Below are 16,077 nucleotides of genomic sequence, written 5' to 3'. Positions count from 1 at the left end.
GCCGGCCCGGCAACTAGGGAAAGCCCACTCCCAGCGCTTTCCGAGGCCGCCGTGACCGTCGAGATCCCTGCCCACATGCATCCCAGCCGCTCCTTCCAGGGGCTGATCCTGACCTTGCACAACTACTGGGCAGCTTACGGCTGCGTCATCCTGCAGCCCTACGACATGGAAGTCGGCGCCGGCACCTTCCACCCCGCCACCACTTTGCGCGCGCTCGGCCCGTTGCGCTGGAACGCGGCTTACGTGCAGCCGTCGCGCCGGCCGAAGGACGGCCGCTACGGCGAGAACCCGAACCGGCTGCAGCATTACTATCAATATCAGGTGATCCTGAAGCCGAACCCGCCGAACCTGCAGGAGCTCTATCTCGGATCGCTGGAAGCCATCGGCGTCGATCCGCTGCTGCATGACATCCGCTTCGTCGAGGACGATTGGGAAAGCCCGACGCTGGGTGCCTGGGGCCTCGGCTGGGAGTGCTGGTGCGACGGCATGGAAGTGTCGCAGTTCACCTATTTCCAGCAGGTCTGCGGCATCGAATGCGCGCCGGTGGCGGGCGAGCTCACCTATGGGCTCGAGCGCCTCGCCATGTATGTGCAGGGCGTCGACAATGTCTATGACTTGAATTTCAACGGCCGCGAGGGGCCTGAGAAGGTCACCTATGGCGACGTGTTCCTGCAGGCCGAGCAGGAATATTCGCGCCACAACTTCGAATTCGCCAACACGGCGATGCTGCTTCGGCATTTCGAGGACGCCGAAGCCGAGTGCAAGGCGCTGCTCGCCGCCGGCGCGCCGGCGTCGAACGACAATTCGTCGATGCACCGTCTGGTTTTCCCCGCCTATGACCAGTGCATCAAGGCCAGCCACGTCTTCAATCTGCTTGACGCCCGCGGCGTGATTTCCGTGACCGAGCGCCAGAGCTACATTCTGCGCGTGCGCAACCTTGCCAAGGCTTGCGGAGAGGCGTTCCTGCAGACGCGCGCGGGCGGCCTGGCGACTTAGCCCAAAGTCACGCTGGCGATCTCGGCGGCGGCTGCCATCGGCAACGTGATCTGGACTGTCGCGGCATCGATCGTGCGCAGTGCCTGTCGCACGCCCGGCATCGAGAATGTGCCATGCATCTGGGCGGCGAAGCAGGCGCTCAGTGCCAGGACCTGCAGGATTCTCGATGCCGTCTTCATGGTCGTTCAGCCAATAGTTCTCCGTCTGAGCGTTGGTCGCTTCAGCACTGTGTTTGGTTCATGGGGTGTCTGTTCTTATGACGGGTGGGCTCGTGTCGTCCCGACAAAGAACTGAAAATTTCCTGAAATAGCTCGAACTGCCGACCGGCAGGCAGGGTGACAGGCGCGAGCCGAGTTGCTATGCCGCGCCGGACCCTTCGCCAGCATGAGCTGACCCTATGCCTGACCTACTCCTAGAACTCCGCTCGGAAGAAATCCCCGCGCGCATGCAGCGCAAGGCGGCTGGCGATCTTCGCAAGATGCTGACCGACGGCTTGGTCGAGGCGGGCCTGACCTATGAGGCGGCGCGCGAATACTGGACGCCGCGACGCCTGGCGCTGGACGTGCGCGGGCTGACGGCGCGCTCTAAGGACATTCTCGAGGAGATCAAGGGCCCCTCGACCACGGCGCCCGAGCAGGCGGTGCAGGGTTTTCTGCGCAAGGCCGGCCTTTCATCGATCGCCGAGGCGCATGTCCATTCGGATCCCAAGAAGGGCGACTTCTACGTCGCCCACATCTCCAAGCCGGGCAGGGCGGCGGAAGAGATCATCGCCGAGCTGGTGCCGGGCATCATCAAGAACTTTCCCTGGCCGAAATCGATGCGCTGGGGCGCGGCCTCGGCCAAGCCCGGCTCGCTGCGCTGGGTGCGGCCGCTGCAATCGATCGTCTGCACCTTCGGCCCGGAGACCGAGGAGCCGGTGGTGGTCGATTTCGAGATCGACGGCATCCGCTCCGGCAACGTCACCTACGGCCACCGCTTCCATGCACCGGGCCCGATCACCGTGCGCCGCTTCGACGACTATGTGGCGAAGCTCGAAGCGGCCAAGGTCGTGCTTGATGCCGACCGGCGCAAGGAGATCATCCTGGCCGATGCCCGCAATGTCGCCTTCGCCAACGGCCTCGATCTCGTCGAGGACGAGGGCCTGCTGGAAGAGGTCTCCGGCCTGGTCGAGTGGCCGGTCGTGCTGATGGGCGAGTTCGAGCAGGATTTTCTCACCATCCCGGCCGAGGTCATTCGCCTAACCATTCGCGCCAATCAGAAATGCTTCGTCACCCGGCCGCAGGGCGCGGGCGAAGATCTGTCGAACCGCTTCATCCTGGTTGCCAATATCGAGGCGAAGGACGGCGGCAAAGAGATCGCCTACGGCAATGGCAAGGTGGTGCGGGCGCGTCTCTCAGACGCGCTCTATTTCTGGAAGACCGACCAGGGCGATCTGCCCGACCTCGGCACGCTGCAAGAGTCGGCGGCGAAGTTCGAGCTGGATCTAAAGAAGCCGCTCGACCAGCGCATGGCGCGCCTTGACCATCTCAATGTGACCTTCCATGCCAAGCTTGGCACGCAGGGCGCCCGGGTCGAGCGCATCAAGCGCTTGGCCGAAGAATTGGCGCCGACGGTGGCGAAGTCGATCTCCCCCCTTGAGGGGGAGATGGCCGGCAGGGCAGAGGGGGTTGCTTCGGCTGGTGCGACGCATTCTGGCCTTTCGAAGAGGGAAGAGGTTGGCACTCCACGCGAGACGACCCCCTCTGTCGCCTCTGGCGACATCTCCCCCTCGAGGGGGGAGATTACCGCGCTCGTCGCCCGCGCCGCGGTGCTCGCCAAGGCCGACCTGCAGACCGAGGTGGTAGGCGAGTTCCCGGAATTGCAGGGCGCCATGGGCCGCAAATATGCGCTGCTCCAGGGTGAGCATCCGTCGGTGGCCGCGGCCGCCGAGGAGCACTACAAGCCGCAAGGCCCGTCCGACCGGGTGCCGACCGACCCGGTGTCGGTTGCTGTCGCGCTGGCCGACAAGCTCGATACGCTGACCGGCTTCTGGGCGATTGATGAAAAGCCGACAGGCAGCAAGGATCCGTTCGCGCTCAGAAGAGCTGCACTCGGCGTGGTCCGGATCCTGATCGAGAACCGCATTCGCCTCGGACTGACATCGGTCTTCGCCAAGGCCTTTGCGAGCTTCGCCGGCGATGTCGCACAAATTTCGGATCTCCTCGGCTTCTTCCATGACCGCCTCAAGGTATATCTCCGCGAAAGCGGTGCACGATACGATCTGATCGACGCCGTCATCACGCCGCAGTCCGACGACCTTCTGCAGATCGTTCGCCGCGTCGAGGCGCTGGGCAAGTTCCTCGACACGGAGGATGGCAAGAACCTCCTCGCCGGTACCAAGCGCGCCGCCAACATCCTGGCTGCCGAGGAGAAGAAGAAAACACGGGTCGCCGAGATAGTTGAGCCGGCGCTGTTCCGCGAAGATGCGGAAAAGAAGCTGTCGGCCGCGGTGAATCAGGCCGAGAAGGCAGCCGGCCAAGCGATTCAAAACGAAGATTTTTCCGCCGCCATGCTGACGCTTAGCGTCTTGCGTGAACCGGTTGATTCATTCTTTGAAGGGGTTCTCGTGAATGATGAGGATCAGGCCGTGCGCGCCAACCGCCTGGCCCTGCTTGCCCGCATCCGCGCCGCCACCGACCAGGTCGCCGATTTTTCAAAAATCGTCGGCTGACAGCCAGAATGCCGGTCGGAAGCTGAATGCTCCGTAAGGCGCGGGAGGCCGTCGCGCCTACATCGCCTTGCTGAAGCGCGGCGGCGTCGGGGCAGCTTCCGGTTGGACTTCCGGTTGGGTCTCGCCGTCAGACGCCGTTGCCGTCGTAGCGGGGTTGTTCTCGGAAGCTTTGGTATCGCCGTTGGCGGCAGCCTGAGCCGTGCCGTTGGGGGGCGTGGCCGCAGCCGTGCCGTTGGGAGGCGTGCCGGCGGGCGCGGTGCCGTTTGCCGGTGTCGCGGCCTCCTTGGCCGGGGCAGTCGCCGCGGGCGCCGCCGAAGCGCCGCCGACGATGCCGCCGCGAATGATCGTCGGCGCCTGTGCTTGCCTCTGTCCGGATTTCTCCGGGATCGCGGCCACTTTCTCATCGGTGACGGCTGGCAGCGGCTCGCCGAGCGCCACAACTGACGGTGTAGCCTTGCCGGGCTCGATCGCGGCCAGCCTGACAATGGATGGCGTCGAGGTCGCCGCGCCGAGCACGACGATGGACGAAGCCTGTGCCAAGCCGCTCGTCGCCAGAAGACCGATACCGACCGCTCCTAGAGCAATTCCAGGAAAGGGACGTAACAGCTTTCCGTCCGCAATTGCATCAAAGCAAGACATACGCATCACGACAACTCTCCGCCCACCAACCGGAAATCCGCACCCTAGCGTCGGCGAATTGATGTCGGCTTGCGCGGAAACTTAACATTTTAGGGATTGATAAATCGCCAATGCGCGCCCTTGCCCCTGCTGCCATGCCGTATTACGGGACCGGCATGTTCAGGATCGGTGGTGAATTTGGCTGAGATACTTGGCGTCGGCGAGGCGATGGAAAGGGCGCTGGCGCTGCTCGAAGGCGGCGATGTTGTCGCCATCCCGACCGAGACCGTTTACGGACTGGCAGGTGACGCCACGAAGGGGGCTGCCGTGGCGCGTATTTTCGAGGTCAAGGGTCGCCCGCGCTTCAACCCGCTGATCGCCCATGTCGCCGACCTCGCCATGGCAAACCGCATTGCTACATTCGATCTATTGTCAACAAAGCTGGCGGAAGCTTTCTGGCCCGGTCCGCTGACGCTGGTGTTGCCGCAGCGCGCGGAAAACGGCATCCATCCGCTCGTCACAGCCGGGCTTGACACGATCGCGCTGCGCATGCCGAGAGGCTTCGGCGGCGAGCTGATCGCGAGATTGGGCCGGCCGCTCGCGGCGCCCAGCGCCAATTCCTCCGGCAGGATCAGCGCCACGACGGCCGAGGCCGTGGCGGCTGATCTCGGCGAGAAGATCAAGCTGGTGGTCGACGGCGGCGCGACGCCCGTCGGCCTGGAATCGACGATCGTCAAGATCGAAGACGGCAAGCTGCGTCTGCTACGACCCGGCGGCATTGCTGCCCGGGACATTGAAGCGGTCGCCGACGTTGAGGTGATCCGCGGCGCTGCCGGAATCCAGGCGCCCGGCATGCTCGCCTCGCATTACGCGCCGGGCGCATCGATGCGGCTCAATGTCGGCAAGCTCGCCAGCGGCGAGGCGCTGCTCGCCTTCGGCCGCGCTCGCGCTGAAGGCTGGCGGGATGCCGTGGCGCTGCGCAATCTTTCCGAGGCGGGCGATCTGCGGGAGGCCGCCGCCAATCTTTTCGCCTATATGCAGGCGCTCGACCGCAGCGGCGCGGCCACGATCGCCGTCGAGCCGATCCCGGCCGACGGCTTGGGCGAGGCGATCAACGACCGGCTCGCGCGCGCCGCCGCCCCGCGTGACAAGATCGACTGAGCCTATCTCTTTGTTTTGACGGAATTCCGGACGGAAAACCGCTTCACACTTTTCCTGGAATTGCTCTAGGCTTGGGCGCATGAACGACCAGCCCTTCGACCTCGATCCTGCCCTCATCGACCGCTTCGCTGCCATTGTCGGCGACAGATACGCGCTGCGCGATCAGGCTGACATCGCGCCCTACGTCACCGAGCGGCGCGGCCTCTGGCATGGCCGGACACCGCTGGCGCTGAGGCCGGGCAGCGTCGAGGAAGTGAGCCGCATCATGCGGCTCGCGACCGAGACCGGCACGCCGGTCGTGCCGCAGAGCGGCAACACCGGGCTGGTCGGCGCCCAAGTGCCGGACAAGTCCGGCCGCGACATCGTGCTCTCGCTGTCGCGGCTGAACCGCATCCGCGAAATCGATGTCCTGTCGAACACCATCACCGCCGAGGCCGGCGTCATCCTGCAAACCCTCCAGGAAGCGGCCGACGCTGCCGACCGGCTGTTCCCGCTGTCGCTTGCAGCCCAAGGCTCCTGCCAGATCGGCGGCAATCTCTCTTCCAATGCCGGGGGCACCGGCGTGCTTGCCTATGGCAATGCGCGCGAGCTTTGCCTCGGCGTCGAAGTGGTGCTGCCGACCGGCGAAGTGTTCGACGATCTGCGCAAGCTGAAGAAGGACAACACCGGCTACGATCTGAAAAACCTCTTCGTCGGCGCCGAGGGCACCCTCGGCGTCATCACCGCCGCGGTGCTGAAGCTCTTTCCGAAGCCGAAGGGCAGGGAGGTTGCCTTCGCCGGCCTGTCGTCGCCCCAGGCAGCGCTCTCGCTGTTCAGCTTGGCGATGGATCGCGCCGGTGCTTCGCTCACGGCTTTCGAGCTGATCGCCAAACGGCCTTACGACTTCACGCTTAAGCATGGGCAAGGGATCACCCGACCGCTGGCGGATGACTGGCCGTGGTATGCCCTGATGCAGGTCTCTTCAGGTCGCTCGGAAGAAGATGGCAAGGCGCTGATCGAGGAGATTCTTTCGGCCGGCCTCGAGCAGGGCATCGTCGGCGATGCGGTGGTGTCGGCAAGTCTTGCCCAGGGCGACGCCTTCTGGAATTTCCGCGAGACGCTGCCCGAATGCCAGAAGCCGGAGGGCGCCTCGATCAAGCACGACATCTCGGTGCCGATCGCCTCGATCCCGGAGTTCATCGAAAAGGCGGCAGGCGTGGTCCAGACTGTCTGTCCCGGCGCCCGGGTCGTCTGCTTCGGCCACATGGGCGACGGCAATCTTCACTACAACATCTCTCGCCCGCTGGATTGGCAGGACGAGCCGTTCCTTGAGCTCTACCACCCGATGAACAAAGCCGTGCACGATGTCGTGCGCTCTTTCCACGGCTCGATCTCGGCCGAGCACGGCATCGGCCAATTGAAGCGCGACGAGCTGATCGCCACGGCGCCGCCAATGGCGATCGATCTGATGCGCCGGGTGAAGGCGGCCTTCGACCCGGCCGGCATCATGAATCCCGGTAAGGTTATCTAATTCTTCCAACATCTTGTGGCTGGTCGCATTCCGATAACCATCGGCTCCGATCAGCAAAATTTAACTGACTTTCTTAAGCGCGGCGGTAAGAAGCGAGCGCTAATGTTTCCCGCATAACGAGGCCGGAAAAACCGGCCCGGAGAGAACCGGAAAACGGCCCTCAGGAGAAACAGGAAGGCATTCGATGAACACTGGACTGAAGCCAGTCTGGGCGGGGCGCAACATGCGTCTCGACCCGTTTCGCCTGCCGCAGATGGTAAGCTATGCCACGCGCGACGACTATGGCGATGTAACCTTCACCATCGATCAGCGCGGCGCCGTCATTCGCCGCACGCTGGAGATGAGCGGCGTGCCGGCGATCATCGCGCTGCCCGCCAATGCCTTCCGTGGTGTCGCCGCCCGCGCCATGGAGGATCCGGACGGCAATGTCACCGTGACTTTGGAACTTCTGCACAATGATCCGATGCTGTCGGTGCCGCTTTTGGTCGCCGACGATCTCGACGACGTCGCCGCCGATTGGCGCGCCTGGGCCGACGCCTATCGCCTGCCGATGCTTCTGATCGAGGCCGACGGCGTCGCCCGCACGCTGGAGGAATCGCTCGGCGCCGCCATCAAGGCCCTGCCGCCGCAGGACCGCCGCAAGGGCCGTGTCTCCAACATGCGCCGCCCGCGCTTCCTCGCCCGCCGCAGGACCGGCAATCTCGGCCTGCGTCTCGTCGTCGGCGGTGAGGAGATTATCGCGCGCGAATAGCCGCGATCCTTCCCTTCCCCCCTGTGGGAGAAGGTGTCGCCGAAGGCGATGGATGAGGGGTTTTCCAGGAAACGCCGAGCTCTCACTCCGCTGGAACACCGTCAACCGTCTCGGCCCTGCGCGCCGAGCCACCTTCTCCCACGACAAAGGGAGAAGGAGAGGCGCTACACCAGCGGCTTCAGCACCACCCAAAACGCCCCGCCGATCAGCCCCAGAAAGATCAGCCAGCCGACCTGGTTGTTCGACTTGAACAGCTTCAGGCACTGATCGGGATCGTTGATGTCGAGCCGGATGATCTGGCGCGCCATATGCGCGCCGGCGGCGATCAGCCCGGCCAGCGCCGGCATCGGCACTTGAGCCGAGGCAAAGGCGATGGCGAAGCAGGCGAGCGTGCCGCCATAGAGCCCGGTGAGCCAGGTCTTGGTGTTGTCGCCGAAAAGCCGTGCCGTGGAGCGCACGCCGACGATGGCGTCGTCTTCCTTGTCCTGATGCGCGTAGATCGTGTCGTAGCCGATCACCCACAGGATCGAGCCGATATAAAGCATGATGGCGGGGCCATCGAGATCGCCGAACTCGACCGCCCAGCCCATCAGCGCGCCCCAGGAGAAGGCGAGCCCGAGCACCAATTGCGGCCAGTTGGTGATGCGCTTCATGAACGGGTAGATCGCGACAATCGCCAGCGAGGCGATGCCGAGCGGAATGGCGAAGCTGTTGAACTGCAAAAGCACTGCGAGCCCGACCAGCGCCTGGATGATCAGAAACGCCCAGGCCTGGCGGCGCTTCACCTTGCCGGCCGGCAGCGGCCGCGAGCGGGTGCGCTCGACCTGGTTGTCGATGTCTTCGTCGACGATGTCGTTGTAGGTGCAGCCGGCGCCACGCATGGCGACGGCGCCGATGAAAAACAGGAACAGGTACCAGGGCGCGGGCAACAGCGTCAGCAGCGGATCCGTCGGCCGCGGATAGGCGCTGGCCGCAAGAGCCGCCGACCACCAGCAGGGCCACAAGAGCAGCTGCCAGCCGATCGGCCGGTCCCAGCGCGCAAGCTGCGCATAGGGCCACAGCCAGCGCGGCAGCACCCGGTAAACCCAATGGCCGCTCGGCGCGTCCGCGACGCGGCCCTGGGCTGCTTTCGACTGGATGGTTTCCATCGTGCTGGAGTGGCAGCAGCGATGGGCGCCGTCAAGCAGCCGCGTTGTCGCTCAGGCAGTGAAAACATCGTGACTGGCGAACCATGCTTTCGCTGTCTCGATGAAGGCGAGTGCCGCCTTCGATAGGCGCAGGCGCGCGTCGTGGGCGAGAACAATGCGCTGCATGGGAAGCACATCAAGCCCGGCCAGAAGTTGCGCGAGGACTGGTTCCCCATCGTTTTCCGGAGCTGAGTCGACTTCGGATTGGGCCGGGCGAGATCGGTTCCCCACCGGCAATTGCTTCATTGCGTCTTGATGTGGGCAATCTTCCCGTGTGCAATCTCCCCCCGAAACGCCAAGACGCCTTGACCCGTCGCCCTTGGACCAATAGCGGGTTCGGGGAGACGATCAGCAAGAGGTGGCCATGAACGTTCTTCTTCTCGGCTCCGGCGGCCGCGAACATGCGCTTGCCTGGAAGATCGCCGCGTCGCCGCTGCTGACGAAGCTCTATGCTTCGCCCGGCAATCCAGGCATCGGCCGTTTCGCCGAACTGGTCAAGCTGGACATCGCCGACCACTCCACTGTGGCCGCCTTCTGCCAGGAGAAGAAGATCGACCTCGTTGTGGTCGGTCCGGAAGGGCCGCTGGTGGCCGGCATTGCCGATGATTTGCGGGCCTGGGGCATCCGCGTCTTCGGCCCCTCCAGGGCGGCGGCGCGGCTCGAAGGCTCGAAGGGCTTCACCAAGGATCTTTGCGCCAAGTTCAACATCCCGACCGCCGCCTATGGCCGCTTCGGCGATCTCGCCGCGGCCAAGGCCTATGTCGAAAAGACGGGCGCGCCGATCGTCATCAAGGCTGACGGGCTTGCCGCCGGCAAGGGCGTCACCATCGCCATGACGCTGGAGGAGGCGCTTGCCGCGCTCGACGCCTGTTTCGACGGCGCTTTTGGCTCCGCCGGCGCCGAGGTGGTCGTCGAGGAATATCTGACCGGCGAGGAGGCGAGCTTCTTCTGCCTATGCGACGGCGCCACCGCGCTGCGCTTCGGCACCGCGCAGGACCATAAGCGCGTCGGCGACGGCGATACCGGTCCGAACACCGGCGGCATGGGCGCCTATTCGCCGGCGCCGGTGATGACGCCCGACATGACCGAGCGCACCATGCGCGAGATCATCGAGCCGACGATGCGCGGCATGGCCAATCTCGGCGCGCCTTTCGCCGGCATCCTCTTCGCCGGTTTGATGATCACCGACCAAGGCCCCAAGCTGATCGAGTACAACACCCGCTTCGGCGATCCCGAATGCCAGGTGCTGATGATGCGGCTGAAGGACGACCTGCTCGTCCTGCTCAACGCTGCTGTCGACGGCCAGCTCGCGCATATGTCTGCCCGCTGGAGCGACGACGCGGCACTGACCGTGGTGATGGCGGCGAGGGGTTATCCCGGCACGCCGGAAAAGGGCTCGGTGATCCGCGGTCTCGACGAGGCCGCCAGCGACGGCGCCGAAATCTTCCATGCCGGCACCGCCATCAACGGCGGCGCGCTCGTCGCCAATGGCGGCCGCGTGCTCAACGTCACGGCAACCGGCACCACCGTCGGGGAGGCACAAAAAAAGGCCTACGCGGCGATCGACCGTATCGACTGGCCGCAGGGTTTCTGCCGCCACGACATCGGCTGGCGCGCCGTCGACCGCGAGCAGACCGGCAAATAGGACATCTCACCGTTTCACGGAAACGGCGAAATCTCCCGTCTATTTGTTTTGACGCAGTTTCCGACGAAAACCGCTTCACACTTTTTCTGAAATTGCTCTAATCAGGCAGCCTTGCTTTTGCCCGGTCGCGCCCAGGCCGGCAACCAGTCGCCATGCGCTGCAAGCAGGTCGTCGACCAGCGACCAGATCTGATCGAGATCGAGCTCGGCCGCCGTGTGCGGGTCCATCATCGCCGCGTGGTAGATGTGCTCGCGGCTCTCGCTCATCAGCGCCCGCACCGTCAGCTCCTGGACATTGATGTTGGTACGGATCAGGGCCGTCAGCTGCGGCGGCAGGTCGCCAATGTAAGTGGGCTGGATGCCCGACGCGTCGACCAGGCACGGCACTTCCGCCGCGCAATCGAAAGGCAGCGAGGTGATGCAGCCATTGTTGCGGACATTGCCGTAGACGACCGACGGCTCGCCGCTCCAAACCGAGTTCATGATCGAGGAGGCATATTCCTTTGATTGCTCGACCTCGATCCGGTCGGCCGAGCGGTAGGCCTCCGCCTGGCCCTTCCAGCGCTCGATCTGCTCGATGCACCGCTTCGGATATTCGTCAAGCGGGATGCCGTATTTCTCGATCAGGTCGGGGCGGCCTTCCTTGATGAAATAGGGCGTGTATTCGGCGAAATGCTCCGAGCTTTCGGTGACGAAATAGCCGAGCCGGGTCAGCATCTCGTAGCGCACCTTGTTGGGGCAGCGCGGGTTCCAGCCGGGCTTCGGCGCGCGGCCCTCGCGATAGGCACGGACAAGGTCGGGATAGAGGTCGCGATAGGAGCCGTCCGGCTGGCGATGCTCGAACTTGAGGTAAAAGGCCATGTGGTTGATGCCAGCTGCGCGGTAGCGGATCTCCTCATAGGGAAGGTCGAGGTCGTGCGCCAGCTCCATCGCCGTGCCCTGCACCGAATGGCAGAGCCCAACCTGCTTGATCTCGGGGAATTTCGCGGCGATCGCCCAGGTGTTGATCGCCATTGGGTTGACATATTGCAGCATGATCGCGTCGGGGCAGACGGCGAGCATGTCCTCGCAGATCCTCCACAGATGCGGCACCGTCCTCAGGCCCCGCATGATGCCGCCGACGCCGAGCGTGTCGGCGATCGTCTGGCGCAGGCCATATTTCTTCGGCACCTCGAAGTCGGTGACGGTGCAGGGCTCGTAACCGCCGATCTGGAAGGCGACGACGACGAAATCGGCACCGGACAGCGCCTGGCGTTGGTCGGAATAGGTCTCGGCCCTCGCCTTCACGCCGAGGGTCGCGATCAGCTTGTTGACGACGACCGCGCTCTCTTCCAGCCGCTGCGGGTTGATGTCCATCAAAGCGATCGTCGCGCCCGACAGCGCCGGGCGCTGCAGCACGTCGCCGACAATGTTCTTCATGAACACCGTCGAGCCGGCGCCGATGAAGGTGATCCTGGGATTTCTTGCCACTGTGAGCCTCCGGAATATGGTCACGCCACATCGAAGGCGGCCCGGACGAGCCGTTCGGTGTAGGCGGTCTTGGGACTGGTGAGGACCTCGTCTACGGGCCCCTGTTCGACGATCTTGCCGTGCTGCATGACGATCACGCGGTGGCAGAGCGCCCGCACCACCTTTAGGTCGTGTGAGATGAAGAGATAGCTCAAGCCGCGCTCGTCCTGCAGCTTGCGCAGCAGGTCGATGATTTGCGCCTGGACGGAAAGATCGAGCGCCGATGTCGGCTCGTCGAGCAGGATGAATTCCGGCTCCAGCGCGATGGCCCGCGCGATCGCGATGCGCTGCCGCTGGCCGCCCGAAAATTCGTGCGGAAACCGTGACAGGATATCGCCGGGCATGCCGGCGCTGACCAGCGCCTCACGCACCCGCTCGATCCGCTCGCGCCGTGTGGCCCCGATCCTGTTGACGACCAGCCCTTCCTCGATGATCTGGCCGATCGTCATGCGCGGGTTGAGCGAGGAGAACGGATCCTGGAAGACGATCTGCATGCGCGAGCGCAGCGGCCGCATCTCGGCGCGCGTGAGATCCTGGATCGGCTGGCCATCGAAGCGGATCTCGCCGCGCCTCGCGTCGAGCAGCCGAAGCAGCGCCTGGCCGAAAGTGGTCTTGCCGGAACCGGATTGGCCGACCAGGCCCAGCGTCTCGTGACGGCAAAGTTTGAGGTCGAGATCGTCGACCGCAACCAGCTCGCGCCAGTCCGGCTTAAGGAACGTGCCGTGTCGCAGCGTGAAGCAGACGCGCACGCCGTTCGCCTCGAGGATCGTGCTGGACTTATCGGGCAGCGGCTTCGGCCGGCCGTGTGGTTCGGATGCGAGCAGCCGCTTTGTGTAGGGATGCTGCGGATCGGCGAAGAGCCGCTCGGTGACGTTATGCTCGCGCATCTCGCCATGCTGCATGACATAGACATAGTCGGAGAACTTGCGCACGACGGTGAGATCGTGCGTGATCAGAACCACCGCCATCCGCATTTCTTTCTGCAGATTGCGGATCAGGTTGAGGATCTGCGCCTGGACGGTGACGTCGAGCGCGGTGGTCGGCTCGTCGGCGATCAGTACATCGGGCTCGTTGGCCAAAGCCATGGCGATCATGACGCGCTGCCGCTGGCCGCCGGAGAGCTGGTGCGGATACTGCTTGAGGCGTGCTTCGGGTTCGGGAATCTGGACATGCCGCAAAAGCTCGAGCGCTCGCGCCCAGGCCTCTTTGCGGCTCACCTTGCGGTGCACCCTGATCGCTTCGACGATCTGGCTGCCGACCGAATAGATCGGGTTGAGCGAGCTCATCGGCTCCTGGAAGATCATCGAGATGCGATTGCCGCGCAGCTTGCGCCGGGCGCTCTCGGCGAATTTCAGGATGTTCTGTCCGAGATAGTCGACGCTTGACCTCGGCGATACCGTTGCCCGCCGCGACAAAAGCCCCATGACGGTGCGCGCCGTCACCGATTTGCCGGAGCCGGATTCGCCGACGATCGCGATCGTCTCGCCGCGATAGAGCTGGAACGATACGTCCTTAACCGCCTCGACGATGCCGTGCTCGACCTTGAACGCGACTTCGATGTTGCGGGCGTCGATGACCGGCTGGTCGTGGCGTCCGTCATGGTCGAGCCGGACGGCGGGTGCGAAGGATTGGGCAAGCGCGATCGTCGTCATTTCTGCCACCTCAATAGGGATCGACGGCATCGCGCAGGCCGTCGCCCAGCGCGTTGAAGGCAAAGACGGTGACCAGCACGAAGCCGACCGGCGACAGGATCCAGGGATAGGTGCCGATGACCGAATAGGTCGCGGTGTCCTGCAGCATCAGTCCCCAGGAGATCAGCGGCGGCTTCACCGCGAAGCCGAGGAAGCCGAGGAAGGATTCCAGAAGCACCACCGTTGGGATCGCCAGCGTCACGGCGACGATCACGTGGCTCATCACATTGGGAAAGATGTGCTGGATGATGATGCGCCGATCGGTGGCGCCCACCGCCATGGCGGCGCGCACATAGTCGATGCGCGCCAGCGCCAGCGTCTTGCCGCGTACTTCGCGCGACATCTGCGCCCAGCCAAGCGCCGACATGACGATGATGACGAAGGCGAGAAAGACATTGGTCGGCGCGGTGACCGGGATCAGCGTCGTCAGCGCCAGGTAAAGCGGCAGTTGCGGGAAGGCGAGCACCAGTTCGACGAAGCGCTGCATCCAGACATCGAACCGGCCGCCGAAATAGCCGGACACCATGCCGACACTGGTTCCGATCACGGTGATTATGAAGACCACCGTCAGCGCGATCATCAGCGAGACGCGCGAACCATGGATGGCGCGCGAAAGCACATCACGGCCGAACTTGTCGGTGCCGAGGAAATGCACCGGCTGGCCGTCCATCGAGCCGAAGAAATGCCGGTTCGCCGGGATGAGGCCGAAGAGTTTGTAGGGCGCGCCCTCGACGAAGAAGCCGAGCAGTCGTGGATGATCGTAATCGGGGCCGACGATCGGCTGGAAGGTCACCGGGTCGAGGTCGGTCGATTCGGCCAGCGCGTAAATTCTTGGCCGCGCGACGAAGTTGCCGTCCTTGTCGTGAAAGCTAGCCACCTGCGGCGGCGCGAAGGCGATATCGGTCGCTTTCGGGTCAAGAGGCGCGAGGAATTCCGCGAACAGGGTCATGAGAAGCAGCAGCACGACCAGGCATAGCCCGGCCATGCCGGTCCAGGAGCGCTTCAGCCGGCGCCAGACAAGCGCGATGTAGCTCTCGTTGCCATGCGCGGCCGGAATCGCGGCTCCTTCGGCGGGTGGCGGGGGTGAGGGATCGCGGGCCAGCATCTAGTGCTCCCCGAACTGGCGCACGCGGGGGTCGAGCAGGACCAGCAGCATGTCGGCGATGATGTTGCCGACGATCAGCGTCGCCGACAGAACCATCATGAAGGTTGCCGTCACATAGACGTCGCCCACCGCCATCGAGCCCACGATCGCCGGCCCGACGGTCGGCAGCGCGAAGATGATCGCCGTCTCGATCTCGCCGGTCAGCATGTAGGGCAGCACCACGCCTTGATACATGACCAATGGATGCAGCGCGTTGGGCACGGCATGGCGCATCACCACGGCGCCGCCGGTCAGGCCCTTGGCTTTGGCCGTCTCGACATATTGCGCGTTGAGCGTGTCGAGCAGGTTGCCGCGCATGACGCGCATATTGTAGGCGAGCCCGCCGAAGGTCGCGATTGCCACCACCGGCCAGACATGCTTGACCAGGTCGAGGAATTTTGCCCACGACCATGGCGCGCCGCCATATCGCGGCGAGAAGAAGCTGCCGATCTCCGACACGTTGAACTGGAAGACCAGCAGGTAGACGATGATCAGCGCCATCAGGAAGCGCGGCACCGTCATGCCGAGGAAGGAGATGGCCGAGAGCGTCGAGTCGATCCAGGAATACTGGCGGGTCGCCGCCCAAATGCCGAAGCTTATGCCCAGCACCGAGGCGAGCAGGTGGCAGACCAGCGCCAGGAGCAGCGTGCGCGGCAGGCGCTCGCCGACCACGTCCGCCACCGGCCTGTTGTAGTAGAGGCTGTAGCCGAAATCGCCGCGCGTGACGATGCCGCCGATCCAGTTGAGATACTGAACGGGCAGCGGCTTATCGAGGCCGTGTTCTTTCCGGTAGGCCTGGGCCTGTGCATCCGCCTCGGCATAGGAGGCGCCGCCCTGGTTGATGAGCTGCGATTTGATATAGTCGGCATAGTCGCCCGGCGGCGCCTGGATGATGGCGAAGGTGACCAGGCTCAAGATGGCGAGCACGGGAAGCGCCGACGCTATGCGCATGAGCAGGAATCGCAACATGGATGGTCGGCTTCCTTTGCTGGCCGGTCGCTCCCTGGGCACTACCGGAGATTTGGCTTTGTCCGGCCGCGCCAGCTGGCGCGACCGGAGTTCTCTTCGTCAGGGAAGTTAACTAGGTCCAATCTACATTCAGGATTCTCAACGCGGTTTGGCGTTGATTCATTGCGTTCCGAGGGTTCTGATTCGG

General features: G+C 64.3%; 14 protein-coding genes. 6 read left to right on the top strand and 8 right to left on the bottom strand.

Going from position 1 to position 16,077, the window contains the following annotated elements:
- Nucleotides 1-51: 51 nt before the first annotated feature.
- Nucleotides 52-996, top strand: coding sequence for a glycine--tRNA ligase subunit alpha (locus CK221_RS00070; RefSeq protein WP_082954005.1), 945 nt, complete (start codon nucleotides 52-54; stop codon nucleotides 994-996).
- Here the strand turns inward: CK221_RS00070 and CK221_RS00065 are convergent.
- Entirely contained in the window at nucleotides 993-1,175 is a 183-nt protein-coding gene (locus tag CK221_RS00065) for a hypothetical protein (protein WP_095776214.1), read from the bottom strand. The genes CK221_RS00070 and CK221_RS00065 overlap by 4 nt on opposite strands.
- Nucleotides 1,176-1,393: 218 nt before the next feature.
- Here CK221_RS00065 and glyS point away from each other — a divergent pair, with 218 nt between their 5' ends.
- Nucleotides 1,394-3,706, top strand: coding sequence for a glycine--tRNA ligase subunit beta (gene glyS, locus CK221_RS00060; protein ID WP_095776213.1), 2,313 nt, complete (start codon nucleotides 1,394-1,396; stop codon nucleotides 3,704-3,706).
- Nucleotides 3,707-3,763: 57 nt separating this feature from the next.
- Here the strand turns inward: glyS and CK221_RS00055 are convergent, their stop codons facing one another.
- Nucleotides 3,764-4,246, bottom strand: a complete 483-nt coding sequence (locus CK221_RS00055; protein ID WP_095776212.1) for a hypothetical protein — start codon at nucleotides 4,244-4,246, stop codon at nucleotides 3,764-3,766.
- A gap of 276 nt (nucleotides 4,247-4,522) precedes the next feature.
- Between CK221_RS00055 and CK221_RS00050 the strand changes: the two genes are divergently transcribed.
- The 3 genes from CK221_RS00050 (at nucleotide 4,523) to CK221_RS00040 (ending at nucleotide 7,746) form a co-directional block, all read left to right on the top strand.
- Nucleotides 4,523-5,485, top strand: a complete 963-nt coding sequence (locus CK221_RS00050) for an L-threonylcarbamoyladenylate synthase (RefSeq protein ID WP_179295051.1) — start codon at nucleotides 4,523-4,525, stop codon at nucleotides 5,483-5,485.
- 79 nt (nucleotides 5,486-5,564) lie between these two features.
- Entirely contained in the window at nucleotides 5,565-6,995 is a 1,431-nt protein-coding gene (locus CK221_RS00045) for an FAD-binding oxidoreductase (protein ID WP_095776210.1), read from the top strand.
- Between the two features lie 184 nt (nucleotides 6,996-7,179).
- Nucleotides 7,180-7,746: a DUF6101 family protein gene (locus CK221_RS00040; RefSeq protein ID WP_095776209.1), complete on the top strand. Its 567-nt coding sequence runs from the start codon at nucleotides 7,180-7,182 to the stop codon at nucleotides 7,744-7,746.
- Between the two features lie 164 nt (nucleotides 7,747-7,910).
- Here CK221_RS00040 and ubiA read toward each other — a convergent pair whose 3' ends face one another.
- Both ubiA and CK221_RS00030 read right to left on the bottom strand, forming a co-directional pair.
- Entirely contained in the window at nucleotides 7,911-8,894 is a 984-nt protein-coding gene (gene ubiA, locus CK221_RS00035) for a 4-hydroxybenzoate octaprenyltransferase (protein ID WP_095776208.1), read from the bottom strand.
- 51 nt (nucleotides 8,895-8,945) lie between these two features.
- Nucleotides 8,946-9,179 carry a hypothetical protein gene (locus CK221_RS00030; protein ID WP_179295050.1) on the bottom strand — a complete coding sequence of 78 codons (234 nt, stop codon included), beginning with the start codon at nucleotides 9,177-9,179 and terminating at the stop codon, nucleotides 8,946-8,948.
- A gap of 118 nt (nucleotides 9,180-9,297) precedes the next feature.
- Here CK221_RS00030 and purD point away from each other — a divergent pair, with 118 nt between their 5' ends.
- Nucleotides 9,298-10,578, top strand: coding sequence for a phosphoribosylamine--glycine ligase (gene purD, locus CK221_RS00025; RefSeq protein ID WP_095776207.1), 1,281 nt, complete (start codon nucleotides 9,298-9,300; stop codon nucleotides 10,576-10,578).
- Nucleotides 10,579-10,679: 101 nt separating this feature from the next.
- Here purD and CK221_RS00020 read toward each other — a convergent pair whose 3' ends face one another.
- From CK221_RS00020 to CK221_RS00005, 4 genes are read right to left on the bottom strand one after another with little or no spacing between them, the layout of a single operon-like run.
- Nucleotides 10,680-12,047, bottom strand: coding sequence for an alpha-glucosidase/alpha-galactosidase (locus CK221_RS00020; protein ID WP_095776206.1), 1,368 nt, complete (start codon nucleotides 12,045-12,047; stop codon nucleotides 10,680-10,682).
- A gap of 20 nt (nucleotides 12,048-12,067) precedes the next feature.
- Entirely contained in the window at nucleotides 12,068-13,738 is a 1,671-nt protein-coding gene (locus tag CK221_RS00015; protein ID WP_095776205.1) for an ABC transporter ATP-binding protein, read from the bottom strand.
- Nucleotides 13,739-13,748: 10 nt separating this feature from the next.
- Nucleotides 13,749-14,882 (bottom strand): ABC transporter permease, encoded by a 1,134-nt coding sequence (locus CK221_RS00010; RefSeq protein WP_095776204.1) that lies wholly within the window; start codon nucleotides 14,880-14,882, stop codon nucleotides 13,749-13,751.
- A complete protein-coding gene (locus tag CK221_RS00005) occupies nucleotides 14,883-15,890 on the bottom strand; it encodes an ABC transporter permease (protein WP_066998120.1) in 1,008 nt (335 codons plus the stop codon).
- Between the last annotated feature and the right edge of the window lie 187 nt (nucleotides 15,891-16,077).

Origin of the sequence: Mesorhizobium sp. WSM3868 (assembly GCF_002294785.1) — a bacterium.
In the GTDB taxonomy this organism is placed as follows: Bacteria; Pseudomonadota; Alphaproteobacteria; order Rhizobiales; family Rhizobiaceae; genus Mesorhizobium.
Note: the sequence above shows the minus strand (reverse complement) of the source record. Positions and strands in the feature narration are given on the sequence as shown.